We start from the raw sequence: 26,307 nt of genomic DNA, 5'->3' as shown, positions 1-26,307 counted from the left end.
TTCTTATCCGTTTGCCATCGTCTTCGGCATCAGCCGCGCCTTCACCGAAAGCGGATTGATATAGGGCTCCAGCCCCTTGACCGTTGCGGCCAGCGCACCGCGCATTTCATGCACGGCGGCAAAACCGGCGTCGATCATACCGCGCCGTGCCGTGTCGTTCGTGAGCAAATAATGGACGCCGCGCGCCAGCATCTCCGTGTCCCGCACCATGCGGGCACTGCCACGCCGGGCGAGCAGCTGATAGGAATCGCGGAAATTCTGGACATGGCCGCCGGTCAGGATCGCGCAGCCGAGCATGGCCGGCTCAAGCGGATTCTGGCCACCTTCGTTGAACAGCGATTTGCCCATGAAGGCAACTTCGGTCATCCGCAGATAGAGACCCATCTCGCCGATCGTATCGCCGAGGAAGACATCGACATCGGGCGAAAGGATGTCGTTGCGGGTGCGGCGCGCCACTTTCAGGCCCTGCTCCACGAGCATCGTCTCGATCGCGTCGCTGCGCTCGGGATGGCGCGGCACGATGATAGTAAGCTGGCCGTTGTGCTCCTTCAGCATCGAATGGACGGAGGCTGCAGCACCCTCTTCGCCCTCGAAAGTGGAAGCCGCGGCCCAGGTCTTGCGGTCGCCGATCTGCTTCATGTAGCTGGCAAGCGTCGGCGCATCGTAGGACGGTGCGTCCGTATCCACCTTGAGATTGCCCGATTTCAGAACCTGCAAAGCGCCGAGATCACGGAAGCGTTCGGCATCGAGGTCGGACTGGGCCACCACAAGCGCCAGATTTTCAAACAGCGCCTCGGCAAGCGAGAGATGCCGGTTCCAGCGTTCAAAGGATCGATCCGACATGCGGGCATTGACGAGGATCTGCGGGATTCGCTTGCGGCCAAGCTCCATGATCGTCGTCGGCCAGATCTCGGATTCGGCAAAAATGGCGCAATCGGGCTGCCAGTATTCGAGGAAGCGCTTGACGGCGGGCTTGAGATCGAGCGGCACGTATTGATGGATAACCTCTTCGCCAAGACGCTGATGCGCAACCTTGGCCGAGGTCATCGTGCCCGTCGTCAGGATGACGTGAATGTCGCGGCGACGGATTTCGCGGATTAACGGAATGACGGCCGAGGTTTCGCCCACGCTTGCGGCATGGAACCAGATCAACGGCCCCTGCGGACGATTGGCGCTCGCATAACCCGAGCGCTCCAGCTTGCGGGAACTGTCTTCCTTGCCCTTGGCCGCGCGAACGGCAAGATAAGGCCCGATGAACGGATAGACGGCGATCCCGCCAAAACGATAGGCGCTCAAGGCAAGACGCGCCCTGAGGCTACTCATTTCGTTCGCCTCCTATCCCAGCTGATCACCATCAATGCCAAATCCCGATTATCAACCGGCCGAATAAACAGCCGAATTTTCGTTCTTATTGTGTCAAAGATACTGCTTCATGACCGGATTTAAAGCGACGAGGCTGTACCGGATAGAGATATCAAATGCAAAATTCGGTGCGAGGCGAGCTCAGGATGCCGCTTTTTCCTGCGGATCGAGCAGACGGTGCAGGTGGACGATGAAATAACGCATATGGGCGTTGTCAACGGTCTGCTGCGCCTTGGACTTCCACGCCGTCAGCGCGCTCGCATAATCGGGATACATGCCGACGATATCGAGTTCGTTCAGATTGCGGAACTGGACCTCTTCGAGGCTTTCCAATTCGCCGCCGAAGACAAGATGCAGGAGCTGCTTTTTGCCGCTGGTATCAGTCATTTTCGTCTCTTTCTGCTGTCGTCCCCCTCCGCCTTTCATCTGCGGGATTTTGACCGAAAGGTCAACCGTCTCGTCGATGTGAAAGCTGGCGGAGAAACTCCGGTAATTGCGATGCCGATGCACCGCAAAGTTCGTCATGCGATACTTCGGCGCGATTGTAGCGAAGGGTATTGCCTGAAAGGTCAACGAGCGCGCCGCCGGCCCGCTCCAGAATGAGATCGGCGGCAGCCAGATCCCAGTCATGGGAGTTTCGTTTGACGATCGTTCCTTCAAGACGCCCATCCGCCACCATGGCGAGGCGATAGGCGAGCGAAGGAACGTGCTTCACCCGTTCGACCGTCTTGCGGAAATCCGGATCGAAGCCCTTCAGCATGTCCTCGCCGGTCGCCAGCCGATGGATGTCATCCCCGACTCTCTGAGACACGCGGATCGGCTTGCCGTTCTTCAACGCCTGCCCGCCGCTGGTCGCCACGAAAAGCTCGTCCAGCGCCGGCGCGTAGAGAACCCCAGCCACGGGCCGGCCGTCGGTGACGACGGCAACGCTGACGCACCAGAGATCCAGACCCGAGAGAAAGCCCCTTGTGCCGTCGATCGGGTCGACGACGAAGACAGTCGCATGCTTTAGCCGCTCGGCATCGTCATCGGTTTCCTCGGAAAGCCAGCCGTAGTCCGGACGTGCCGAGCGCAACGTGGCGGCAAGGCTTTCATTGGCGGCAAAATCGGCGGCGCTGACCGGGGACTGACCGTTGTTCTTCCACCAGACTTCCGGCGATTGCCGGAAGAAACCGAGAGCGATCTTGCCCGCCTCGAGCGCGGCCCCGACGATCAGGTCCACGTCGCTCAATTGGCCAGCCTTCTGGCTATCGATCATTCAATAATTCCAATCTCCGCTCGTTTCTCAGCGGCCCGCCAGCGTCATGCCTTCGATCGCAAGCGTCGGAGCAGCGACGCCGAAATCGCGGTCGATATCGTTGGCCGGCGTCACGCGCATGAACATGTCCTTCAGATTGGAGGCGATGGTCACCTCCGAAACTGCAAAGGTCAGTTCGCCATTCTCGATCCAGAAGCCGGTGGCACCACGGCTGTATTCGCCTGTTATCATGTTGACGCCCTGACCGATCAACTCGGTGACGTAGAAGCCGGTTCCGACGTTGCGGATCAGTTCTTCCGGCGAAATATCGCCCGGCTCCAGTGCCAGGTTGGTCGAAGCGGGCGATACGGACGTACCGCCGCGCACGCCGCGGCCGTTGGTCTTCAGTCCGCCGCCGATTTCCCGCGCCGTTGCCGTCGAGAGAAACCAGGATTTCAGCACGCCGTCCTCGATCATGACCAGCCGCTTGCCGGACACACCCTCGCCGTCGAAGGGCCGCGAGGACGGGCCGCGTACGATCAGCGGATCATCCGTGATCGAAAGCCCGGCCTTCAGCACTTGCTGGCCCATCTTGTCGCGTAGGAAGCTCGTCTTGCGGGCGACGGAAGCGCCGTTGATCGCGCCGGCAATATGGCCGACAAAACCGCGCGCCACGCGCGGATCGAAGACGACGGTAACGTTCTTGTCCGTCGGAACCTGGCGCGGATTGAGGCGCTTGACCACGCGCTCGCCCGCGCGGCGGCCGATCTCCTCGGCCGCATCGAGATCGGCGAAATAGAGGCGGCTGTCGAAATCATAGTCGCGCTCCATGCCGGTGCCTTCGCCGGCAATGACGCTGACGGAGCGCCCGAAGCGCGAGCCCATATAATGGCCCGAAAAACCATGCGAGGTGACGAGCACGAGTCCGCCCATGCCGGCGGAAGCGCCGGCGCCTGAGGAATTGGTGACGCCTGAAACGGCAAGGGCCGCTGCTTCGGTCGCAAGGGCCGCTTCGCGCAGCTGCTCGGTGGAAACCTCGGTGGGATCGAACAGTTCGAGATCCGGGTAGCTCTTGGCAAGATCGGCGTCATCTGCAAGGCAGGCGAAGGGATCTTCCGGCGAAACCTTCGCCATGGCGACGGCACGCTCGGCAAGAGCGTTGAGGTCGAAGCCGGGATTGGCGGAAACGCTGGCAACGCGATTGCCGACGAAGACGCGAAGCGAGAAGTCGTCGCTCTCGGAAGATTCCGTGCCTTCGACTTTGCCGAGGCGCACGCTGACGGAATGGGCTCGCGATCGCACCACGACGGCATCGGCCGCATCCGCACCGGCTTTCCGGGCGAGGTCGATCAACTGGCTGGCACGGGAAAGCAGAGTGGCGGAATCGATTTCTGAGGTCATGACTTGGCCTTTCCTTCGCGTTCCATTTATTGTGCACTACATAAAGCATCAAGGGCGGCAAAGCCGATTCTTGTTCTAATCTCTTCACGCATGGTTGTTTATCATGACCGCGCGTCGCAACACCGCCTGCCCCACGGAAAGAAACAGACGATGTCCGCCCCCAATACGCTTTTCACCGAAACCCTGCTGCTGCTCGGAGGTGCCGTCGTCACGGCGCCGATCTTCAAGAAATTGGGGCTCGGTACGGTGCTCGGCTATCTGGCCGCCGGCGTGGTGATCGGCCCGATCCTGCACAGCATCGGCGACAGCGAGGCCGTGCTCGCGGTTGCCGAACTCGGCGTCGTCTTTCTGTTGTTCATCATCGGACTGGAACTGAAGCCAACCCGCCTCTGGCAGATGCGGCGGGACATTTTCGGCCTTGGCACGGCGCAGGTAGTGCTCAGCGGACTTGCGCTGATGGTCGCCGCCTATTTCGGCGGCATTGCCGGCTGGAAGGGCAGCATCATCATCGGCTTCGGCCTGGCGCTGTCCTCGACCGCCTTCGCCATGCAGATCCTGGAACAGCAGGGCGACGTCAACACACGGTACGGCCAGCGCTCCTTCTCGATGCTGCTGCTGCAGGATCTGGCCATCGTGCCACTGCTGGCGCTGATCACCGTGCTCGATGGTGCGAAGGAAACCGCCAATCCCCTGCCAAGCCTGGCAATCGCGGTCGGCGCGGTGGCGGCGATGATCATCGCCGGCCGCTATCTGCTGACGCCGCTGTTTCAGGTGATTGCGCGTACCGGCGCCCGCGAGGCGATGATTGCAGCTGCCCTCTTCGTCGTCATGGGATCGGCAACGCTGATGCAGCTTGCCGGCCTCTCGATGGCGATGGGTGCCTTTCTCTCCGGCGTGATGCTGGCGGAATCCTCCTACCGGCATGAGCTGGAAGCGGATATCGAGCCCTTTCGCGGCGTGCTGCTCGCCATTTTCTTCATCGCGGTCGGCCTGTCGCTGAAACTTGAAGTGATCCTCGACAATTGGGTGATGATCGTGCTCGCCGTCCCGGTGATGATGGTTATCAAGGCGATCGTGATCTATGCGCTCTGCCGCGTCGCGGGCTCGGCGCACAATGATGCCGTTCGCATTGCGGGGCTACTGCCGCAAGGCGGCGAATTCGGCTTCGTGCTGTTCAGCGCTGCGAGCGCCAGCGGTGGGCTGTTTTCCGCCAACACAGCATCGATGCTGATCGCCATCGTGACACTGTCGATGGCGCTGACGCCACTCAGTTCCGCGCTGGCGAAGCGGCTGGTGAAGGGCGACACGCAGGAAGAGCTGGATGAAGATTTCGAAGGCGCCGGCTCCGATGTGCTGATGATCGGCTTCTCGCGTTTCGGCCAGATCGCCGCGCAAATCCTGCTTGCCAGCGGCCGGGATGTGACCGTCATCGATTTCTCGGCCGACCGCATCCGCCAGGCATCGAGCTTCGGTTTCCGCATCTATTTCGGCGACGGAACCCGCAAGGACGTGCTGCGCTCCGCCGGCATCGACCGCGCCAAGATCGTCGTCGTCAGCACGCATCTGCGTGAGGTGACTGACAAGATCGTCGAGCTCGTGCAGACGGATTATCCGCATGCGCGCATCTTTGTGCGCTCCTATGACCGCGTTCATTCGATCGAGCTGCGTCACAAGGGCGTGGACTATGAGCTGCGCGAGACGCTGGAATCTGGTCTGCTCTTCGGCCGCCGCACGCTGGAGGCGCTGGGGGTCAGCGAAGCGGAAGCCTATGAGATCGGCGAGGATATCCGCAAGCGCGACGAGCAAAGGCTCGTACTGCAGGTCAGCGAAGGCCTGCAGGCCGGCCGCGACATGCTCTATTCGCGCCCGGTCAAGCCCGAACCGCTGGTCAAGCCGAAGCGCGCGGCCGACACCTACAGCGACGCCGACGATCTGATGGCGTTGCCGCAGGAGGAGCCGGAGCGGGTTTAGCCCCGTCCCTTGGCGACACCTCGATGTCACGTGGGTCCGATATCTCATCTGGCCGGGATGTCAGTGGCAATGGGAATCCATCATTGCCGCCTGAAGGGAGGATCAATGGCCAGATTCGACAGTAAAATCGATACCGTCTTCGCCGATATAGACACGCAAAACGAACCGGGCGCAGCACTTCTCGTCGTCGACCATGGCGAGATCGTTTGCAGCCGGTGTTATGGTCTTGCCGACCTGGATACCGGGCGAGCAATCACGACGGACACATCGTTCTATCTGGCCTCACTCTCCAAGCAATTCACCGGCATGGCGATCATGCTGCTCGCCGAGCAAGGGAAGCTTGCTCTCGATGATCGCTTACACACCTACTTTCCTGAATTTCCCTCCTGGGGTGCGGAAATCACGCTTCGCCACCTGCTGCACCACACGTCTGGCCTGCCACATTACACGCAGCTATTCAGTTCCAGCGAAGAGGTTTCCCAGTTCACGCGTGATGTCACCGGACTTACCAACCAAGCTGTGTTTGAGCGGACCATGGATTTGCCCGGGCTCGACTTTGCTACGGGCACTCAATACGCCTATGGCGGCATCGGCTATACGCTGCTGGCGATGATTGCAGGACTTGTCTGCGGCCAATCCTTCGGCGACTTCCTGAAAGCCAAAGTCTTCGATCCCATCGGCATGAAGCATACCGTCGTTTACGACGAGGCGCGTCCCGCCCGCCACAAGCTGGCGCACGGCTATTGGAAGGAACAGGATCGGTTCGAGCGCTTGGACTACCCGATGCTGACGGCTGGGGACGGTGGCCTCTTTTCAACCATCGACGATCTGTTTCTTTGGGACCAGGCTTTGAACACCGAACGCCTCGTCTCAAAATCCATGTTGGAGCAAGCTTTTACCTCGGGCAGCACCAACGACGGCGCGCCGGTCGGCTATGGGTTTGGATGGATCACGGATGTTTTTCCCTACTTGAGCGGGACCGAACGCAAACAGCTGGACGTGCTTGGGGGCACCGATTTGCGCCATGTCGCGCATGGCGGCAGCTGGCCAACCTATTACAACTACATCATCCGCCTTCTCGACAGTCAGCGCACGATCGTCGTCCTGACCAATCGCGGACCCATCGCCCCTGCAAAGGCCCCAATCGGCCATACCGGTTTCGATGGTCCGCGCGTTCGGGCTCATCGCGTCGCTGAAATCGCTTTCGGCAATTGAGGGGGATTGGCTAGCTTTTCGCCGTCATCACCCGATCAAGGGCGAATTTCAGTTCGTCCTTGATGCCGGCCGACATGGCGAGGATGTCGCGCGCCTTTAGGAAATCGAGGACGCCGGTGCGGCCGACGGCAGGACGCAGGAAGATTTGCGGCGCCTGCAGGCGCAGCTTCAGGGCAATGTTGGACTGCATGGTCAGCTGGCCCGCACCGAACAGGCTTTCGATGCGGTTCGGAATATGCCTGCCGCCACCCTCCGGGCCACCAACGACGTCAATGCCGATGATGATATCGGCAAGCCCGGCCAGATGCTCGTAGGGAACCGGGTTCATGATGCCGCCGTCGATCATCACGCGGTCCCCGAGCCTGACGGGCATGAAGACCGCAGGAATGGCGGCTGAGGCTGCAAGCACCGGAAAAAGCTCACCCTTCTCGATCACCACTTCCGCCTGCTGATAGTAATCGGTCGCCACCACCTTCAGCGGTATGTGCAATTCCGAAAAATTTTCCGGGAAGGCGGCCGGCAGGAATGTGCGGAGAATGCGTTCGAGATTGAACTGGCCGAAGCGGATGCTGCGCATGCTAACCGGCCGCAGGCTCCAGATCTTGTTAAGCACCGCAGGACGATTACCGACCGTTGCCAGCGTGTGATCGCGGATTTCGGCACCGCTCATGCCGACCGCCATGGCGGCACCCATGATGGAGCCGATAGAGGCACCGGCGATCGCAATCGGGCGGATGCCGAGCTCGTCCAGCGCCTCGATGATATGAATATGGGCGAGACCGCGCGCACCGCCGCAGCCGAAGGCAACTGCGACGCTCGGCGTGCCGGAGGCGGCGAGCGGATAGTCGCTGCCGACGAAATCAGCATAATCGCCCATATTGCTCTCCTTCCTCCGTCAGGCCGCCAGCGGCTGGTAACGGAAGAAATGCATCTTGCTGTCGCCGAAGGTTCGCTCCTCCAGAAACAGGAAATCCGATGGCGCGGCAACTGTGACATCGGCGCGCTCCTCGAGGATCGCCAGAGCGCCCGGCACCAGCCAGCCGCCGGCAGCCGCCGCCGCAAAAGCCTTCTCGCCCAGCCCCTTGCCGTATGGCGGGTCAGCGAAGAGGAAATCGAAAGGCTCGAGATTGCCGACGCTGCCGAGATCGGTCGCGTCGCGCCGCAGCATGCGCGTGCGGCCGTGCAGGCCGAGCGCATCGATATTTTCCCAGAGAAGGCCCCTGCCCTCGACGCTGCTTTCCACGAAGAGCACATGACGGCAGCCTCGCGAGGCGGCCTCCAGGCCAACGGCGCCGGTGCCGGCAAACACATCCATCATCCGGGTGCTGTCGATGGCTTCCGGATAGGCGTGGTTCAGAATGTTGAACAGGCTTTCGCGCGTGCGATCCGCCGTCGGACGAATGTCGTTCGACTTCGGCGTTGCAAGCGAGCGACCGCGAAACTCACCGCCGACGATCCTCACCGCGCGTCAGCCCCTGCCGCCCTTGGGGCCGCCCCTGCCGGGGCCACCCCGGCCAGAACCGCCGCGCGGACCGCCGGACGGGCGACCTGCACCGCCGGGCTTGCCGCCAAAGCCGCGTGAACCACCGGGCTTCCCGCCCGGCTTGCCGCCGAAGGATTTGCCGCCACCCGGCTTCTTGCCGAAGGGCTTGCCGGCCGGCCGATCTCCAAAGGACCGTTCGCCCTGCGGGCGATCACCGAAGGGCCGGTCACCACGGGGCGGACGATCACCAAACGAGCGCTCGCCACGGGGGCGTTCCGAGCGCTGCTCGCCGCCGAAAGACTTGCTGCGCGGACGCTCGTCTCCCTCGGCACGTGGACGCCGGTCACCCCGGAGTTTGTCGCTGAAAGGCCGGTCGCCACGCGCGGGCCGATCTCCGAACGAACGCTCGGAGCGAGCTTCTCCCTGAAAGGATTTCGCACGAGGACGGTCGCCGCCCTCCGACCGCGAACCGCGTTCGCCGCGCGGACGATCGCCAAACGGGCGGTCCCCACGGGCGGGACGGTCGCCTTGTGGGCGGTCACCGCGCGAGCGCTTGCGATCAAAGCCCTCGTCATCGCCACGCGACCGGCGCGGTGCTTCCTCGCTTGAACGGATCCATTCGCCATCGCCCTCGTCGACGCGATTGATGCGAACGCGCGGGCCTTCGTCCGGACGGTCGAAGCCGCTGCGCTGCGGGCGTTCAATCTCACCACGCCGCGAGGCAGTCTTTGCATTCTTGGCGGCTTTCGCAGCCGCCTTTTCGCCGAGCGGGCGAGCACCGGGCGCCATCCAGACATTGGCGCTGCGACGCGGGCCGAGCGGCTGGCGCTTCGCGCGATCATCATCCTTGTGGCCGCCTTCGCGACGATCGTCGCGCTTGGCATCGCGTTTGGTATCGAGACGGCTGAGCGCACGCTCGCGCTTGTCCTCAGGGCGCTCGCGACGCGGGCGTTCTTCCTTGGCCGTACGGGCCGGGGTCGTCCGAGCCGGTTGGGCATCCGCCTCTTCGGGCTCGGCCACGGCCGGCGCATTGTAGAGCGGCGCGTCGAAATTCGCCTTGGCGTCCTCGACCAGACGCGGGCCGAGCTGGTCGCGCAGCGTGCGGCCACGCACTTCAAGCACATGGCCTTCCGGCAGCTCGCCGAGCTGGAACGGGCCATAGGAAATACGGATCAGGCGGTTGACCTCGAGGCCGAGCGCGCCGAGCACATTCTTGATTTCGCGGTTCTTGCCTTCGCGCAGGCCCATGGTGATCCAGACGTTGGACCCTTGCGTGCGATCGAGCGTCGCGTCGATCGAGCCGTAAAGCACGCCGTCGACGGCGATGCCTTCCTTCAGCTTGTCGAGCGCTTCCTGATCGATCTCGCCATGGGCACGGACGCGATAACGGCGCAGCCAGCCCGTGGTCGGCAATTCCAGCACGCGGGCGAGGCCGCCGTCGTTGGTCAGCAGCAGCAAACCCTCGGTGTTGATATCGAGACGGCCGATCGACATGACGCGCGGCAGCTCTTCCGGCAAGTTGTCGAAAACGGTCGGGCGTCCTTCCGGGTCGGCATTGGTGGTCACCAGGCCGGCCGGCTTGTGATAGAGCCACAGCCGGGTGCGCTCGATGCCGCGGATCGGCACGCCGTCGACCTCGATCTTGTCGGTAAGGGTAACGTTGACCACGGGCGTGTCGAGCAGGACGCCATTCAGCTTGACGCGGCCATCCAGGATCATGCGCTCGATATCGCGGCGCGAGGCCACACCGGCGCGCGCCATCACCTTGGAAATGCGCTCGGCCTTTCCATCCTCGACTGCGCTCTCATCTGCAGCTTTGACGGCTGCGGCCTTCGCAGGCTTCGCGCCATCGCGTTTTATCGTCTTCTTGTCGCCAGCAAAGGGTTTAGACCCAGGCCGCTTGGGCTTGTCATTCATCGTCATTTGTTGTTTGCCTGAATTTTTAACGCGTGTTCCTATCAGGTCACGCCCTTGCGGTTAAGTGGAAAAACTTGAATGGCGGCTACAAATCAATTCATGGAGCGTGCTTTGTCCGAAGCGCGCCGTGCCGGAGAGCGCGGCGAAGTGCCGATCGGCGCCGTTGTCGTGCTCGATAACAAGGTCATCGCCACAGCCGGCAACCGCACCCGCGAACTCAACGACGTCACCGCCCATGCCGAAATCGTCGCCATCCGCCTGGCCTGTGAGGAACTCGGCCAGGAGCGTCTCGCGGGCGCCGATCTCTACGTCACGCTGGAACCCTGCACCATGTGCGCCGCGGCCATTTCGTTCGCGCGCATACGCCGTCTCTACTATGGCGCCGAGGATCCGAAGGGCGGCGGCGTCGACAACGGCGTGCGCTTCTATCGCCAACCGACATGCCACCATGCGCCGGAGGTCTATTCCGGCCTCGGCGAGACTGCATCCGCCGAGATCCTCAGAGGTTTCTTTCAAACGAAACGCTCCGAAGATTGAAAAACGGCGGTTTTGACACCGCCGCTTTGAAAACTTCTTATTGGAAGGGCTTCCACCAGCTGCTGTTGTTGGACTGCTGCGCAGCCTCGGCATCCTTCTTGCGTTTCTTTTCTTTCTTGGATTCGGGCGTACCGAGATCGCTAAGCGCGGCCTGGTCGGCGACCTGGCGATATTGTTGCGGCGGATCGATCAGGTAGCGGCGCTGATCGTAGGTACCGGCCTGATCCTGGCGCGCGGCGCGATAGGCAGCCGTCTGCTGCGCTTCGCTCATGTGATTCCTGGCGCTGTCGGCCTGAGCCAGCGGCGAACGATAGTTGACGTCGTTCTTCTTCTCGTCGGCTTCTGCGGCAAGGCGCTTGCGGGCATCTTCCGGCGATTCCAGCCAGGCCGGGTTGTCCTTGCTTGCCAGCGACTGCTGCGGCTGCGTCAGAGTATCCTTGTCGCCGCCCACAACCAGACCCGGACGGTTCGGGTACTTGACGCCCTTGTCCTTCGGCGTTGCGGCCGAAACGGAGGCGATATCGCCGAGGTCGTCCAGGAGCTGTACGCCGGCTGTCTTGTCGGTGCCGTAAGTCGGGCTGCTGAGGCAACCGGACATCGCGCCGCAGCCAACCACAAGTGCCGCCAAGCTGACGCCGACACGAACCTTATGCATCGCTCTCATGAAAACCCTTCCCAGCCATGCCGGAATAAACGTAACAGGACCCCATTCGACGGCAACTGCCGTAAAAATCGGGCCATTTTCAGGCAGCTTTTACCGGATGAACGCCGCAAAGGCAATTCACCCGGCAATTTTCTTCAGTTGACAGTAGAGCGCCGTGCTTCCCTTTGGAAGCACAAAGGACGCTCTACCGCTTTTAATTCACGCATCAGGCTTTCTGAAAATCGATTCCGATTTTCAGGCCGATGCTGTCGCGAGTTCGCGCAGTGCCACGGCATCGCGCGCCGAGACGTCAGGGTATTCCGGATCGGAGCCGACATCGGTGGTGATGCGCCAGGAACGGGCGCATTTGCGGCCTTCGGCAAGCTTCGGAACGACGCTGACCTTGGCTGTATCGTCAAGGCGGAAAGCATCCGCCGGGCCTTCACCGCCTTCGATAGTGATATCGGAGGTGATGCAGATCTCAGCGAGATCCTGCCCTTCAAGTACCTTCAGCAGCTCCGGATCGGCGATGTAGACGACCGGGGCAGCCTCGAGCGACGAGCCGATACGCTTGTCCTTGCGTTCGATTTCCAACGCGCCTGTGACGACGCTGCGCACCGAGCGGATCTTCTTCCACTTCTCGGCCAGCGCCTCGTTCTTCCACTCGGCCGGAACGGTGACGAACTGTTCGAGGTGAACCGAGACCGCCGAGGGATTGCGCGAGAGCCACGCCTCTTCCGTGGTGAAGGGCAGCATCGGCGCCAGCCACGTCACCATGCAATCGAAGATCGTGCGGATGACGGCGAGCGAGGCACGGCGGCGCAGGCTCGACGGCGCATCGCAGTAGAGCGCATCCTTGCGGACGTCGAAATAGAAGGCCGACAGCTCGACATTGGCGAAATCGATCAAGGCGCGAGCAATGCGCTTGAAATCGAAGGCATCATAGCTTTCGCGCACCAGCTCGTCGAGTTCGGCGAGGCGGTGCAGCATCAGCTGCTCCAGCTCCGGCATATCGGCATAGGCAATCACTTCGCCCTTGTCATGCGCCAGCGTGCCGAGCATCCAGCGGATGGTGTTGCGCAGCTTGCGATAGGCATCGACGTTAGTCTGGATGATGGCCTTGCCGACGCGCAGATCTTCCGAATAGTCCGACGTCATGACCCAGAGGCGGAGGATATCGGCGCCCGCATCCTTCATCACCTCTTGCGGCGACGTGACGTTGCCCTTGGACTTCGACATCTTTTCGCCCTTCTCGTCCATGGTGAAGCCATGGGTGAGGACGGCATCGTAGGGCGCGCGGCCACGCGTCGCCGCACTTTCGAGCAGCGACGAATGGAACCAGCCGCGATGCTGGTCGGAGCCTTCGAGATAGAGATCGGCCGGCCACTTCAGGTCCGGGCGATCCTCCAGCGTGAAGGTGTGGGTCGAGCCAGAGTCAAACCAGACGTCGAGGATGTCCATGACCTGCGTCCAGGGCTCGTTGGCCTTCTCGCCAAGGAAGCGCTCACGCGCGCCTTCGGCGAACCAGGCATCGGCGCCTTCCTGCTCGAAAGCGTCGAGAATGCGCGCGTTGACGCGATCATCCTGCAGGATGTTGCCCTGCTCATCGACGAAGATCGCGATCGGCACGCCCCAGGCGCGCTGGCGTGAGAGCACCCAATCCGGGCGCTGCTCGATCATGGCGCGCAGGCGGTTCTGGCCGGCAGCCGGCACGAAGCGGGTGTCGTCGATCGCCGTCAGGGCGCGCGAACGCAGCGTCGAACCATCCGTAAAGTCCTTGTCCATATAGACGAACCATTGCGGCGTGTTGCGGAAGATGACCGGCTTCTTCGAGCGCCAGGAATGCGGATAGGAATGCTTCAGCCTGCCACGCGCAAAGAGCGTGTTCGTCTCGATCAGCGCCTTGATGACGAGATCGTTGGCATTGCCCTTCTTGCCGTTGTCGTCCATGACGCGGCCGCCCTCGAAACCGGGGGCATCGGCGGTATAAAAGCCGCCGTCGTCGACCGGGAACGGGATGGCGGACGAGATGCCTCGCGCTTCGATGGCTCGGGAATGCGACATCCAGGCGTCAAAGTCCTCGCGGCCGTGGCTGGGCGCGGTGTGGACAAAACCCGTACCGGCATCGTCGGTAACATGGTCGCCGTCGAGCAGCGGCACCTTGAAGCCGTAGCCGAGCGAGGCCAGCGGATGGGCGCAGATGGTCTGTTCGAGTTCGTCGGCGGTCACATCGCGCAGCCGCTCATACTGCAGTTTCGCTTTTGCGAATGCCTCTTCGGCGAGCTTATCAGCAAAAACAAGCTTTTCACCAGGACGAGGCCCGAAATCATTCGCGGCTGCCGTCACCTGATAAAGTCCGTAAGACACGCGTGAAGAATAGGCGATCGCGCGATTACCGGGGATCGTCCAGGGTGTCGTGGTCCAAATGACGATGTGGGCACCATCCTCCGCAAGAGAGTTCGGTGACATGGGCGTCTCCGACAAAGGCACAGGATTCGGACCAGGCTTTACGACGACATCCACCACCGATGCACCATCTACAACCGGGAACTTCACCCAGATCATGTCGCTCTCGACATCGGCATATTCGACTTCGGCTTCGGCCAGAGCCGTGCGCTCGACCACTGACCACATGACCGGCTTGGAGCCACGGTAAAGCTGGCCGGTACGGGCGATCTTCAAAAGCTCGCCGGCGATGCGGGATTCCGCATGGAAGTTCATGGTGAGATAGGGATTGTCGAAATCGCCCGTGATGCCCAAGCGCTTGAACTCCTCGGACTGGATCTTGATCCAGCCGGCGGCAAAGTCGCGGCATTCCTGGCGAAACTCGTTCACCGGAACCTCGTCCTTGTTCTTGCCCTTCTCGCGGTACTTTTCCTCGATCTTCCATTCGATCGGCAGGCCGTGGCAATCCCAACCCGGAACGTAGTTGCTGTCATAGCCGCGCATCTGGAACGAGCGGGTGATGACGTCCTTGAGGATCTTGTTGAGGGCATGGCCGATGTGGATGTGGCCGTTGGCATAGGGAGGGCCGTCATGCAGCACGAACTTCTCGCGGCCGGCGGCGGAAGAGCGCAGCTTTTTGTAGAGGTTCATCTCCTCCCAGCGCTTCACCAGTTCCGGCTCCTTCTGCGGCAGCCCGGCGCGCATCGGAAAATCGGTTTCCGGCAGGTAAAGGGTCTTGGAGTAATCCATCTTTTCAGCGGTATCGGTCATAGTTCTGACAATTGCCTCGGTGTCTCGGGCGTCTTGCGCCTTGAGGGCGCAGCCATATGGGGATTTTTCGGCGGCGGAAAGCGCCTCTTGAACGAGACGCCAAAAACCCGGACCTTCCGGCAGCTTATAGCGCGCGGAAGGCCGGGCCAATAATTCGTATCGATGGGCTCAGCCGAAATTGGGTCATAGCCGCCGGTTCATAGGCGTTTTTTCCAAGGAAAGGAAGAGGAAACAACGCAGCCGGCATATAGAAAGGCCGCGGACGTTTCCGCCCGCGGCCATCAGGGTATCGTGCGGATCAGGCGCGTGCGGTCGCGCGTGCCGGCATGACGGCATTGAGAACCACCGAGACGACGATGTTGGCGGCAAGCGCCAGCAGCCCCGTATAAACGGTGAAGCTGGTGTCGCCGAGAGCAACCACGTGCAGCGGCTTCCAGCCGGCATCCCAGACGAGATAGGTGCCGCCAAAGAAGCCGACAGCCCAGCCGACAAGCAGAGCCGGCGCGCGGAACCACTTGGTGTAGAGGCCGAAGACCAGCGCCGGCAGCGTCTGCAATATCCAGATGCCGCCCAAGAGCTGCAGATCGAGCGCGAACTGCGTCGGCAGGAAAATGATGACCAGAAGCGCGCCGACCTTGACGACCAGCGACGTCATCTTGGCAACCTTTGCCTCGCCGGCATCGGAAACCTGCGGATCGATATAGGCCTTCCAGAAGTTGCGGGTGAAGAGATTGGCGGCGCCAATGCTCATCACGGCTGCGGGAACGAGCGCACCGATGGCGATGGCTGCGAAGGCGAAGCCGGCAAACCAGCTTGAGAACAAGGTCTGGAACAGAGCCGGGACGACATCGTTCGGGCTGTCCAGCTTCAGTTGCGCGGCATGGCCCATATAGCCGAGCAGCGCCAGCAACCCGAGCAGCAGCGTATAGGCCGGCAGCAGCACCGCATTCTTGCGGATGGTGTTGCCGCTGTTGGAGGCGAAGATGCCGGTCAGCGTATGCGGGTACATGAAGGCCGCCAGCGCCGAGCCGAGCGCCAAAGTCGCGTAGGCGACGTACTGATTGCCGCCGAGCAGCAGGCTGCCCGCACCCTTGGCCTTGAAATCCGCATCGGCCGCCGCAAAGACATTGGCGTAGCCGCCAAGCTTGGCCGGAATGAGCGCGATCGCCGCGATCACCACGATATAGATCATGATATCCTTGACGAAGGCGATCAGCGCCGGCGCACGAAGACCGGCCGAATAGGTATAGAGCGCCAGAATGATGAAGGCGACGGCGAGCGGCAATTCGCCATGGAGCCCGAGCGCCTTGAACACCGCCGTCATGCCGACGAGCTGCAGGGCGATATAGGGCATGGTGGCGATGACGCCTGTGAGCGCGACCGCCAGCTCAAGCGCTCTCGAACCATATTGGCCGTGCACGATATCACCGGCCGTGACGTAGCCGTGATCCTTGGCGCGCCGCCACAGCAGCGGCATGACCATGAAGACGAAGGGATAGACGACGATGGTGTAGGGCAGCGCGAAGAAGCCATAAGCGCCGACCGTGTAGACCAGAGCCGGGACGGCGATCACGGTATAGGCGGTGTAGAAGTCGCCGCCGACGAGGAACCAGGTGATCCAGGTGCCGAAGGTGCGGCCGCCGAGACCCCATTCGTCGATATGGGCAAGGGTCTTCGGCCGGCGCCAGCGGGCAGCGACGAAGCCCATGACAGTCACAAGGGCCAAAAAGAAGATGAAGACGGCAAGAGCTGTCGGATCGATATCAGTCATCATGGCGCATGCTCCGATAGGCGATCCAGGTCAGGAAGGCGGTGATCGGCACCCAGGCCAGCTGATACCAATAGAAGAAGGGGAAACCCAACAGCACCGGATCGTGGCTGTTGTAGAAGGGAACCCAAAGCAAGCCTATGTAGGGAATGACGAGCAGCCAGCAGGCCGCCGTCCCAAAGCGTTTGTCCATGTCCGATACCTCTCACGCGGTGTCTGCGCGCCACCTTGTTGCAGTTGTCAGAGTGGAAGGGTGCATCAGTCTGCGATTGCAATATGCGCCCAAGGGCCGAAGCCGATGAGCTTTGGCTATGCAGAGCGAGACCAACGAGTGTGAATTCCTCCCAACGGCCCGCCTGCGAGCAGCCGCTGATTAAAGTCCTACGGCGAGTCTGCCGGCCGAACAAGATATTAGCTGATGCGAAATCGCCGAACCTACCCAGAAGTGGGTAGACGGACGCTAGCCCGCTGCGGTTGCGATGCCATGGTCAAGAGCGTAGCGGATCAGACCGGCCGTCGTTGCGATGCCAAGCTTCTTCTTCAGGTTCTTGCGATGCGTTTCCGCCGTCGCAGGCGTAATCTCAAGCTGTTCGGCAATCTCGCGGTTGCTTTTGCCTGTAACAATCAGACCCAGAATGCGACGCTCGCGCGGTGTCAAAGGGTCGGCCTCTTTCGGCATCGCATCCGCCACCAGTATGTCGCGGACGCCGGACGAGAAGTAAGTCCCGCCGGCCGCGACGGTCTCGATGGCGCAGACGACTTCGTCGGTCGAAACGTCCTTGAGGATATATCCGACCGCACCGCGCATGATCGACGAGGAGATGTATTCACGGCTGTCATGCATGGACAACATCACGATCCGCGTCTCCGGAAGCTCCCGGCGAAAAAGCTCGATCGCATCGATGCCGGAGAGCTTCGGCATGTTGATGTCCATCAGGGTCACTTGCGGCAGCGTCCTTCGGCCGACCTCCAGGCCGACTTGCGCAAGATTTGCCGTCCCGACCACCTTTATGTGGTCGAACGTCTCCAGCACGGCCTTCAGTCCGTCCAGCACCACCGGATGATTATCGATCAGCAGAACGCGGATCCTGTCGCTTGTCATGCGGCATCCACCTTTGCTCTTGGCGAGGCGTTTGCCGATTTCGGCAACATCGCAATGAGCGTCGTGCCATCGGCTGTGCTTTGGACGAGAAGTAGGCCGCGGAAATGCGCCATTCGTTCCTGCATGTTCCTGAGCCCGAGCCCGCCCTTGCCGTCGCCGGTGCCGTCAAAACCCATGCCGTTGTCCGAAATTCTCAAGCGTGCACGCCCACGATCGCTCCAAAGTTTGATCGTCAGAACCGTCGCCCCGGAATGGCGTTCCACGTTGTTCAAGGCTTCCTGCGCGACACGGTAGAGCGCCGTATTGGCTTCCGGCTTCAGCATATTGGCGAAACCGGAAGCCTCGATTTCGGTTGCGATGCCGGTTCGCTCAGCGAAATTGTTCGCGAGAGCGGTCAGCGCCGCCGTCAAACCGAGATCATCGAGCACACGGGGGCGCAAATCATGCGAGAGCCGCCGGATGTCCTTGATCGCGCTGTTCAGGGTATCGATCCCCTTCTCGATCGTCGTGGCGGCATCATCGACCTGGTTTCGTACCTTGCGGTTGGCAAGATCCATGACATAGCGCACGCCGAGGAGATTCTGCGACACGCCGTCGTGCAGTTCACGGGCAAGACGCGCGCGCTCCTCCTCCTGGGTATCGATCACTCTTTGCGTCAGCTCCTTCAGCCGGCCATCGGCCATGCGTCGCTCGCGGAAAGTCAACAGCATGCATGTGGTGAAAACAACGAGAACGGCAGGAACGGCAATGAGTGTGACGACGACAAAGGTTCCTTTTATGTTTGCCCGCATGGCGGCATTGGCGGCCGCAGTCTGGGTGAAAATATCGTCCAGATAGACGCCGGTTCCGACAACCCAGTGCCATTTGTCAAGGCCGACAGCGAATGAGAGCTTATCGGCGACACGGCCGGTAGAAGGTTTCTCCCATTTGTACTGGTGCAGGCCCCCGCCAGCCTTTGCGGTCTTGATGAGCTCGGCGATGACCCTGTCGCCGTCCGGATCGGTCAAATCGAGCCAATTGCGCCCATTGCGAAATCTCTCGCGCGGATGAACGATGTTGTTGCCATCATAGTCGTAGACAAAGAAGTATCCGTCCGGTCCATAATCAAGCGACGTCAGGATCGCGGCTACCTTGTCTTTCGCGGCCTGATCGTCCGGCGCGGCATCCCGATAGACCGCCTGAATGGCCGACACGGCAAGATTTGTGAGGTTGACGATTTCCTTTTCCTTCGCCCTCAGCATGTTCTGTTCGAAGGTCTCGATATTGTTCTTGGTCAGATTGGTCGACTGCCAGGTAATGAAGGCAGTGATTGCCAGGATCGAGATGACGAGAGGCGCGAGCGCAAGCGCAATGATCTGGTTGCGTAGTGTCAACGATTGCTCCTCCCAAGAACCGGCGCGGAACAATGACCCTTGTCGGGCGTGAATTCAACAGTCTCTCGGCAGTGTTGATACCGGCCCTAAATCGGAGCGATGATACAAGGCGGAAAACCTTTTCCACTCCATCACTTCGGGAATATCAGTCGAAGGCGATGACGCGATCGAGGTCGCTGAGCGGCTGGACGCCGGCAAGCAGTGCCCTCGCCTCATCCTCATCCTTGCGGATCTGCGCCACCAGCGGGTCGAGCCCGTCGAATTTCAATTCGGGACGGAGATAGCCGAAGAAGGAAACCGAACAGACCTGGCCGTAGAGATCGCCGCTGAAATCGAAGACGAAGGTCTCGAGCAGCGGGGCGCCATTATCCGTCACCGTCGGACGCCGGCCGTAGCTGGCAACGGCATTTCGGATGACGCCATCGGCCGTACGGAAGCGCACGGCATAAATGCCGGCTTTCAGCGAGATCTCAGGCGGAAGCTGCATGTTGGCCGTCGGGAAGCCGAGCGTGCGGCCGAGCTTCTCGCCACCGATGATGGGAGCTTCGACGGTATAGCGGTATCCGAGCAGTCTCGCTGCCTGCGCCACATCGCCTTCAGCCAGCAGCGAGCGAATACGGCTCGACGAAATCACTTCGGTATTTTCGTCGCGGAAGGCATCGATCAGCGTCACGCCGAAACCATTGTGACTGCCGGCATTCATCAGGAAGGCCGGGCCGCCCTGGCGATCATGGCCGAAATGGAAATCGAAACCGGTGACGACTTCGGAGGCATGCAGCCAGTCGATCAGGATCGAATGGACAAATTCATCCGCCGAACGCTGCGAAAAGGCGCGATCAAAAGGATATTCGATGACGGCGTTGAAGCCGAGTGCTTCGAGGAGACGCGCTCTGAGCGGCGCCGGCGTCAGGCGGAACACCGGCTGATCCGGCTTGAAGACGCTGCGCGGATGCGGCTCGAAGGTCAACAGCAGTGCGGGAATGCCGCGCTCTCTTGCGATTTCCAACGCACGCGTCAATACAGACTGATGGCCGCGATGCACGCCGTCGAAATTGCCGATGGCAACCACGCCACCCTTCAAGGCATCGGGAAGCGGCTCGCGGGTTTCGTTGCGATGGAACACGGTCATCGACTGCCACTCTCCTCAGACAAGGCGCGGCATCCACCACTTCGGTGAAGCCTGCTCGCGCGCCAGGAAAGCGCCGAGAGCGGCCTCATCCGTATGCCCCTCGACGACATATTCGCGGGCGTGGATGCCATGGCTGATATAAAGAAGATCGAGACCATAATCGAGTGCGCCGCGCACGTCGGTCGGCATGCCGTCGCCGATCGCCACCACCCGCGACAGTGGAAACTCGCTTTTCACTTCGCGGGCCGCTGCGATCGCGGCATCATAGATCGGCTGGTGCGGTTTGCCAGCGATGCGCGTCTGACCACCCAGGCGCTCGTAATAGGCGGCCATGGCGCCGGCACAGGGGATCATGCGGTGGCCGCGCTCAACGACGAGATCCGGGTTGGCGCAGATCAGCGGCACCTTGCGGGCAGACCAGGCCGTCAGCATGTCGGTATAATCGTCAGGCGTTTCGGTCTCGTCGTCGAAGAAACCCGTACAGACGATGCTTTCGGCCTCGCCAGCGTCGACACGCTGAACATCAAGGCCTTCGAGGATGCCGGTGTCGCGCTCCGGACCGAGCAGGAACACTTTCTTCGGCCCCTCGGCAATCAGCTTGCGGGTAACATCACCCGATGTGATAATACGATCGTAGACGCTGTCAGGAACACCGATTGCCCGCAATTGCTCGACGACCTTCGGAGCGACGCGCGGAGAATTGGTGATGAGGACGACCGCAAGGCCTTCGCGGCGGGCGGCTTCGAGCGCGATGGAGGCCTCCTTATAGGCCGTGACGCCGTTATGGAGCACGCCCCAGACATCGCAGAGCGCAACATCATAAAGTCCGCCGATGTCGCGAAAGCTCTCGATCCGTTTGCCCATGCCGTCCTCACATCAAATAAATCACGGGCTGACATCGCAAACCGGCCGGCAAATTACAAGAGCGGCCCACAAGGTTTTTGCACCGCACAAGGCCCAAGGAGCAGGCATAGACAGGGTCTGCGAGCGGCAAAGTGACCAGGTGAAGGCAGCGGATTGATGGTCCAGAAAGAGCGTTACCATGCCCTTCTTTACGAGATCAAAATGAGAGAGTCCTTGCAACGACATGCTACGCTGCGACGCCATGGGCGTTAATCATCCCCAAAACAAGCCGATGCGCGCCGTAAAAAATTCACAGTGCTGTTCTTGACTCGTCCGGAAGCCACCCCTAAATCACCGTCGCTAGCACTCGCCAATGCTGAGTGCTAACACAAGCCCATACGGATCCCCCGCTGATCCGTGAATGTCATTTGATCGAGGGATTAGACAATGGCAAGCACCAATTTCCGCCCCCTTCATGACCGTGTCGTCGTTCGTCGCGTCGAGTCGGAAGAAAAGACCAAGGGTGGCATCATCATTCCCGACACCGCCAAGGAAAAGCCGCAGGAAGGCGAAATCGTCGCCGTCGGTTCCGGCGCTCGCGATGAATCCGGCAAGGTCGTCGCACTCGACGTCAAGGTTGGCGATCGCGTTCTGTTCGGCAAGTGGTCGGGCACCGAAGTCAAGCTCAACGGCGAAGACCTTCTGATCATGAAGGAAGCCGACATCATGGGCATCATCGGCTAATCCGGCCGGTTCCCTTTCCGATAAAGCTGACGGGCCACAAACCCGGACAACGCGAATTCAGGAGTTCAAACAATGGCAGCTAAAGAAGTAAAATTCGGCCGCAGCGCCCGCGAAAAGATGCTTCGTGGCGTCGACATCCTCGCTGACGCAGTGAAGGTCACGCTCGGCCCGAAGGGTCGCAACGTCGTTATCGACAAGTCGTTCGGCGCTCCGCGCATCACCAAGGACGGCGTCACGGTCGCCAAGGAAATCGAACTCGAAGACAAGTTCGAAAACATGGGCGCCCAGATGGTCCGCGAAGTTGCTTCGAAGACCAACGACATCGCCGGCGACGGCACCACGACCGCAACCGTTCTCGCCCAGGCCATCGTTCGCGAAGGCGCCAAGGCAGTTGCAGCTGGCATGAACCCGATGGACCTGAAGCGCGGCATCGACCTCGCTGTTGCTGAAGTCGTCAAGGATCTCCAGGCCAAGGCCAAGAAGATCAACACGTCGGAAGAAGTCGCACAGGTCGGCACGATCTCGGCAAACGGCGAAAAGCAGATCGGTCTCGATATTGCTGAAGCCATGCAGAAGGTCGGCAACGAAGGCGTCATCACGGTTGAAGAAGCCAAGACCGCCGAAACCGAACTCGAAGTCGTCGAAGGCATGCAGTTCGACCGCGGCTACCTCAGCCCCTACTTCGTGACCAACCCGGAAAAGATGATCGCCGACCTCGAAGACGCGTTCATCCTGCTCCACGAGAAGAAGCTCTCGAACCTGCAGGCCATGCTTCCGGTTCTCGAAGCCGTCGTTCAGACCGGCAAGCCGCTCCTCATCATCGCTGAAGACGTCGAAGGCGAAGCTCTTGCAACGCTCGTCGTCAACAAGCTGCGCGGTGGCCTGAAGATTGCTGCCGTCAAGGCTCCGGGCTTCGGCGACCGCCGCAAGGCCATGCTGGAAGACATCGCCATCCTGACGGGCGGCACTGTCATCTCCGAAGACCTCGGCATCAAGCTCGAGTCGGTTACGCTCGACATGCTCGGCCGTTCCAAGAAGGTTTCGATCTCCAAGGAAAACACCACGATCGTCGACGGCGCTGGCGCCAAGTCCGACATCGAAGGCCGCGTTGCCCAGATCAAGGCTCAGATCGAAGAAACCACTTCCGACTACGACCGCGAGAAGCTGCAGGAACGTCTTGCCAAGCTCGCTGGCGGCGTTGCCGTTATCCGCGTTGGCGGCTCGACGGAAATCGAAGTGAAGGAAAAGAAGGACCGCATCGACGACGCTCTCAACGCGACGCGCGCTGCCGTTCAGGAAGGCATCGTGCCGGGCGGCGGTACCGCTCTGCTGCGCTCCTCCACGAAGATCTCTGCCAAGGGTGAAAACGACGACCAGGAAGCCGGCATCAACATCGTTCGCCGCGCTCTGCAGGCTCCTTGCCGCCAGATCGCTGAAAACGCTGGTGACGAAGCCTCCATCGTTGTCGGCAAGATCCTCGACAAGAACGAAGACAACTTCGGCTACAACGCTCAGACGGGCGTCTACGGCGACATGATCGCCATGGGCATCGTCGACCCGGTCAAGGTCGTTCGCACGGCTCTGCAGGACGCAGCTTCGGTTGCCTCGCTGCTGATCACCACCGAAGCCATGATCGCCGAACTGCCGAAGAAGGATGCCCCTGCTGGCATGCCGGGCGGCATGGGTGGCATGGGCGGCATGGACATGATGTGATAGGCCAACGGCCTAATCGCAGGAATGTCCATAAAGCTTCGCCCATGCACTTTGAGTGCTTCAGGCCGCCAAGCGGCCTGAAGTGGCGGCATGGACATGATGTGATAGGCCAACGGCCTGTCGCGATTGTTCAATCCGACATCCGGAATTGATGAAGGGCGGCCCTCGGGTCGCCCTTTTTAATTGTGCTGAAATTGTACAACTGCAATTCCTGCAAGATTCTATTGCGTTGCAAATTTTGCAACTTGCCCATTGCTGTTTTGGAAAAAGCCCCTATAACTCGCAGCGCAGTGATTTTGGAGAGTTAGCTGCAATACACGTAATTTTTACTTCTTTTGGACAGGCTTAACCTGCGGCTTGGCATGATCGTGACCTTGATCGCTGACACTGTCCGGATTTATTACTTGAAATGACTTCATAAACTGGAGCGCCATCCCAAAGAGCATTGTCGACAGCGGATTAGCGGAGGCACGCCTCCGCCATGAGCAGCGCCGAAAAATGCAGGGAGACCTTCCATCCGGAGAGATATGGAATTGAAGTGACGCGCGCGGGGGGACCATGCGCTCATGTGGGGATCATCTTGTTCAAGATTGCCAAGGCCAATTTTTCCGCACCATTTGCTCCCGGCTCGCTGGAGTTCGAAGGCCACGACCCCGATCTTCTGGCACAGTTCTGTGTTTCCGAAGGATGGACGGGCGATCTTTCAAGCGGCATCATCAAACTTGGGCAGTGGAGCACGATGCTGCACGGGCTGAGCTCTTCGGAATGCGGCCTGCTGAGCCTCATGCATTGCTATGATCCGCACGATCGAGCTCGTATCCTCGATCTCTTCGAGCAGGCGGCAACGGCCAATTCCTCCTTCTGTTATTCCACGACGACGCTCGGCACCAGTGGTCATCGCCAGCCGGTCTTCTGCGTCGGCGAATCCGTTGCTGCCGACAAGCAACATGCCGGCAGCATGGTCGGCGTCTTCCTGTTCCCGCGCTTCAAACTGGAACCGGGCAGTCAACTCGCCACCCGGCAGTAAACGGCTGTCGATGATGGTCGGGTGAGTTCGTCATCGCCGCGCTTGCAAACCATGTGGGGAGAGGGCGTTTCCTCTTCTAAAACCGACATCTACGTTGCTGAAGGCTGACCTGCCCAAAAAGCTTACTAGCCCCTCGCCCCGTTTACGGGGAGAGGGCCGGGGTGAGGGGCCAGGCAGAAAGGCGCCGCTATAAAAGCATATGCCTGACCTGCTGACAGGTAAGGAATCAATCCCGCTTGGGGATACTCAAGCCACGCTGGCTTGCCGGGCGCGCAAGGGCTCGCTCCAGCCAGGCCATGACCGAGGGGAAACTTTCGAACTCCAGAACCTCGCGGCCGCCATAGAAGACGTCGACGCCGCGAACCCAGGGGAAAGTGGTGATGTCGGCGATCGTATATTCGTTCCCCATGATCCATTCGCGGCCTTTCAGGCGCTCTTCCAGCACGCCGAGCAGACGCTTGGCCTCATCGCGATAACGCTCGACCGGATAAGAGTTGTTCGCAACTTTCTCGGCGGCGAATTTGAAGAAGTGGCCAAACTGGCCGAACATCGGGCCGACGCCGGCCATCTGGAAGAAGACCCACTCCAGCGTCTCGTAGCGCCTGGCCGCATCGCTCGGCATGAGCTGGCCGGTCTTCTCCGCCAGATAGACGAGGATTGCGCCGGATTCGAACAGACCGATCGGCTTGCCGTCGGGACCATTGGGATCGATGATCGCAGGAATGCGACCGTTCGGATTCAGCGACAGGAATTCCGGGGATTTCTGGTCGTTGGTGCCGAAGGAGATGAGATGCGGCTCATAGGCCAGACCGAGTTCTTCCAGCGCGATCGAGACTTTGACACCGTTCGGCGTCGGCAAGGAATAGAGCTGGATAATATCCGGATTGCTGGCAGGCCAGCGCTTCGTGATCGGAAAGGACGACAGATCGGCCATGGGCTCGCTCCTGAAAACCATGATTTGACGATTGATTTGGCGCAACAATAGCCGATGCGGCGCGTATGGGAAGAGCGATCTCAGCGGATCATTGTTCAATGATTGTGAACTAATTGTGCGCAGTTGTTTATCTTTTCAACCTCCCGAAAATCACGAATATCAGTCTCCAGAAATTGTCGCCACCCGATCCCAAGTGAATTTACCGGAGACTGTCATGTCCAACACCAACAACATCATCATTCTCGTGGCGCGCATCCTGCTCGCCTTCATGTTTATCTTCGCAGGCTTCGGCAAGCTGAGCGATCCCGCAGGTACCGCTGGCATGATCGCCGGTGCCGGTCTGCCCGCCTCGACGCTGCTCACCTATGTCGCCGGCGCCTTCGAATTCATCACTGGCGTCTGCGTCCTGATCGGCTTCCAGGTCCGCATCGTCGGCTGGCTGCTCGCTGCCTTCTGCGTCTTCACCGGCGTCGTCTTCCATCTGCCGACGGTCAACGTTCCGGACTTCCCGGCCGCCGCCAATGGCTGGATCAACGGCCTGAACTTCGTGAACTTCCTGAAGAACATCACGCTGGCCGGCGCCTATATCATGCTCGCCACCAACGGTGCTGGCGTCTACTCGGTCGACGCTCGCCGCGGCGCCTACGCTACCGCCTGATCGACCAATATCCTTCCAAGACAAAAAAGCCCGC

General features: G+C 60.7%; 23 protein-coding genes. 7 read left to right on the top strand and 16 right to left on the bottom strand.

From position 1 onward, the window contains the following. Positions 1 to 3 precede the first annotated feature (3 nt). From waaA to GA0061103_RS08275, 4 genes are all read right to left on the bottom strand, one after another. Positions 4 to 1,323, bottom strand: coding sequence for a lipid IV(A) 3-deoxy-D-manno-octulosonic acid transferase (gene waaA, locus GA0061103_RS08290; protein ID WP_092709487.1), 1,320 nt, complete (start codon positions 1,321 to 1,323; stop codon positions 4 to 6). A gap of 180 nt (positions 1,324 to 1,503) precedes the next feature. Beyond that, positions 1,504 to 1,749, bottom strand: a complete 246-nt coding sequence (locus GA0061103_RS08285; RefSeq protein WP_092709484.1) for a DUF4170 domain-containing protein — start codon at positions 1,747 to 1,749, stop codon at positions 1,504 to 1,506. A gap of 61 nt (positions 1,750 to 1,810) precedes the next feature. Then, on the bottom strand, positions 1,811 to 2,620 hold the full coding sequence (locus GA0061103_RS08280; RefSeq protein WP_092709481.1) for a 3'(2'),5'-bisphosphate nucleotidase CysQ: 810 nt from the start codon (positions 2,618 to 2,620) through the stop codon (positions 1,811 to 1,813). Positions 2,621 to 2,647: 27 nt separating this feature from the next. Further along, complete coding sequence (locus GA0061103_RS08275) at positions 2,648 to 4,000, bottom strand: TldD/PmbA family protein (protein WP_092709478.1); 1,353 nt, start codon at positions 3,998 to 4,000, stop codon at positions 2,648 to 2,650. A gap of 150 nt (positions 4,001 to 4,150) precedes the next feature. Between GA0061103_RS08275 and GA0061103_RS08270 the strand changes: the two genes are divergently transcribed. Both GA0061103_RS08270 and GA0061103_RS08265 read left to right on the top strand, forming a co-directional pair. After that, the gene (locus GA0061103_RS08270) at positions 4,151 to 5,971 is read left to right on the top strand and encodes a monovalent cation:proton antiporter-2 (CPA2) family protein (RefSeq protein WP_092709476.1); all 1,821 of its coding nucleotides are present in this window, start codon (positions 4,151 to 4,153) and stop codon (positions 5,969 to 5,971) included. 105 nt (positions 5,972 to 6,076) lie between these two features. Then, positions 6,077 to 7,186, top strand: coding sequence for a serine hydrolase domain-containing protein (locus GA0061103_RS08265; RefSeq protein ID WP_092709473.1), 1,110 nt, complete (start codon positions 6,077 to 6,079; stop codon positions 7,184 to 7,186). A gap of 10 nt (positions 7,187 to 7,196) precedes the next feature. On the opposite strand, the gene GA0061103_RS08260 is transcribed toward GA0061103_RS08265, so the two are convergent. The 3 genes from GA0061103_RS08260 to GA0061103_RS08250 are packed head-to-tail and all read right to left on the bottom strand — an operon-like array spanning position 7,197 to position 10,592. Next, the gene (locus GA0061103_RS08260) at positions 7,197 to 8,063 is read right to left on the bottom strand and encodes a patatin-like phospholipase family protein (protein ID WP_092709470.1); all 867 of its coding nucleotides are present in this window, start codon (positions 8,061 to 8,063) and stop codon (positions 7,197 to 7,199) included. 18 nt (positions 8,064 to 8,081) lie between these two features. After that, on the bottom strand, positions 8,082 to 8,648 hold the full coding sequence (gene rsmD / locus GA0061103_RS08255) for a 16S rRNA (guanine(966)-N(2))-methyltransferase RsmD (RefSeq protein WP_092709467.1): 567 nt from the start codon (positions 8,646 to 8,648) through the stop codon (positions 8,082 to 8,084). Positions 8,649 to 8,654: 6 nt separating this feature from the next. After that, positions 8,655 to 10,592 (bottom strand): pseudouridine synthase, encoded by a 1,938-nt coding sequence (locus GA0061103_RS08250; RefSeq protein ID WP_092709464.1) that lies wholly within the window; start codon positions 10,590 to 10,592, stop codon positions 8,655 to 8,657. A 93-nt stretch (positions 10,593 to 10,685) separates the two neighbouring features. On the opposite strand from GA0061103_RS08250, the gene GA0061103_RS08245 reads away from it, so the two are divergent. Next, complete coding sequence (locus GA0061103_RS08245) at positions 10,686 to 11,123, top strand: nucleoside deaminase (protein ID WP_208603509.1); 438 nt, start codon at positions 10,686 to 10,688, stop codon at positions 11,121 to 11,123. Between the two features lie 37 nt (positions 11,124 to 11,160). On the opposite strand, the gene GA0061103_RS08240 is transcribed toward GA0061103_RS08245, so the two are convergent. The 8 genes from GA0061103_RS08240 to GA0061103_RS08205 all read right to left on the bottom strand — a co-directional run bounded on the left by GA0061103_RS08240 (position 11,161) and on the right by GA0061103_RS08205 (position 21,218). Beyond that, positions 11,161 to 11,787, bottom strand: coding sequence for a hypothetical protein (locus GA0061103_RS08240; protein ID WP_092709458.1), 627 nt, complete (start codon positions 11,785 to 11,787; stop codon positions 11,161 to 11,163). Between the two features lie 234 nt (positions 11,788 to 12,021). After that, positions 12,022 to 14,982 carry an isoleucine--tRNA ligase gene (ileS, locus tag GA0061103_RS08235; RefSeq protein WP_092711173.1) on the bottom strand — a complete coding sequence of 987 codons (2,961 nt, stop codon included), beginning with the start codon at positions 14,980 to 14,982 and terminating at the stop codon, positions 12,022 to 12,024. A gap of 298 nt (positions 14,983 to 15,280) precedes the next feature. Further along, on the bottom strand, positions 15,281 to 16,756 hold the full coding sequence (gene mctP, locus GA0061103_RS08230) for a monocarboxylate uptake permease MctP (RefSeq protein WP_092709455.1): 1,476 nt from the start codon (positions 16,754 to 16,756) through the stop codon (positions 15,281 to 15,283). Next, entirely contained in the window at positions 16,746 to 16,943 is a 198-nt protein-coding gene (locus tag GA0061103_RS08225; RefSeq protein WP_068391887.1) for a DUF3311 domain-containing protein, read from the bottom strand. The genes mctP and GA0061103_RS08225 overlap by 11 nt, the downstream gene beginning before the upstream one ends. A 267-nt stretch (positions 16,944 to 17,210) precedes the next feature. Further along, positions 17,211 to 17,852: a two-component system response regulator MctR gene (gene mctR / locus GA0061103_RS08220; RefSeq protein WP_092709452.1), complete on the bottom strand. Its 642-nt coding sequence runs from the start codon at positions 17,850 to 17,852 to the stop codon at positions 17,211 to 17,213. Then, positions 17,849 to 19,225 carry a two-component system sensor histidine kinase MctS gene (gene mctS / locus GA0061103_RS08215; protein ID WP_092709449.1) on the bottom strand — a complete coding sequence of 459 codons (1,377 nt, stop codon included), beginning with the start codon at positions 19,223 to 19,225 and terminating at the stop codon, positions 17,849 to 17,851. Before mctS ends, mctR begins: the two co-directional genes overlap by 4 nt. A 145-nt stretch (positions 19,226 to 19,370) precedes the next feature. Beyond that, positions 19,371 to 20,354: a bifunctional riboflavin kinase/FAD synthetase gene (locus GA0061103_RS08210; RefSeq protein WP_092709446.1), complete on the bottom strand. Its 984-nt coding sequence runs from the start codon at positions 20,352 to 20,354 to the stop codon at positions 19,371 to 19,373. A 15-nt stretch (positions 20,355 to 20,369) separates the two neighbouring features. Beyond that, positions 20,370 to 21,218 (bottom strand): TIGR01459 family HAD-type hydrolase, encoded by an 849-nt coding sequence (locus tag GA0061103_RS08205; RefSeq protein WP_092709443.1) that lies wholly within the window; start codon positions 21,216 to 21,218, stop codon positions 20,370 to 20,372. Between the two features lie 426 nt (positions 21,219 to 21,644). Here GA0061103_RS08205 and groES point away from each other — a divergent pair, with 426 nt between their 5' ends. The 3 genes from groES to GA0061103_RS08190 all read left to right on the top strand — a co-directional run bounded on the left by groES (position 21,645) and on the right by GA0061103_RS08190 (position 24,681). Beyond that, on the top strand, positions 21,645 to 21,941 hold the full coding sequence (groES, locus tag GA0061103_RS08200; protein ID WP_004109735.1) for a co-chaperone GroES: 297 nt from the start codon (positions 21,645 to 21,647) through the stop codon (positions 21,939 to 21,941). A gap of 72 nt (positions 21,942 to 22,013) precedes the next feature. After that, a complete protein-coding gene (gene groL / locus GA0061103_RS08195) occupies positions 22,014 to 23,654 on the top strand; it encodes a chaperonin GroEL (protein ID WP_092709440.1) in 1,641 nt (546 codons plus the stop codon). A gap of 580 nt (positions 23,655 to 24,234) precedes the next feature. Continuing rightward, the gene (locus tag GA0061103_RS08190) at positions 24,235 to 24,681 is read left to right on the top strand and encodes a hypothetical protein (protein ID WP_245304708.1); all 447 of its coding nucleotides are present in this window, start codon (positions 24,235 to 24,237) and stop codon (positions 24,679 to 24,681) included. A 226-nt stretch (positions 24,682 to 24,907) separates the two neighbouring features. Here the strand turns inward: GA0061103_RS08190 and GA0061103_RS08185 are convergent, their stop codons facing one another. Beyond that, positions 24,908 to 25,615, bottom strand: coding sequence for a glutathione binding-like protein (locus GA0061103_RS08185; protein ID WP_092709437.1), 708 nt, complete (start codon positions 25,613 to 25,615; stop codon positions 24,908 to 24,910). Between the two features lie 214 nt (positions 25,616 to 25,829). Here GA0061103_RS08185 and GA0061103_RS08180 point away from each other — a divergent pair, with 214 nt between their 5' ends. Further along, positions 25,830 to 26,273 (top strand): DoxX family protein, encoded by a 444-nt coding sequence (locus tag GA0061103_RS08180; RefSeq protein ID WP_092709434.1) that lies wholly within the window; start codon positions 25,830 to 25,832, stop codon positions 26,271 to 26,273. Positions 26,274 to 26,307 lie beyond the last annotated feature (34 nt).

The organism is Martinezella multihospitum, assembly GCF_900094585.1.
In the GTDB taxonomy this organism is placed as follows: domain Bacteria; phylum Pseudomonadota; class Alphaproteobacteria; order Rhizobiales; family Rhizobiaceae; genus Rhizobium; species Rhizobium multihospitium.
This window is presented reverse-complemented; position numbering and strand designations above follow the sequence as displayed.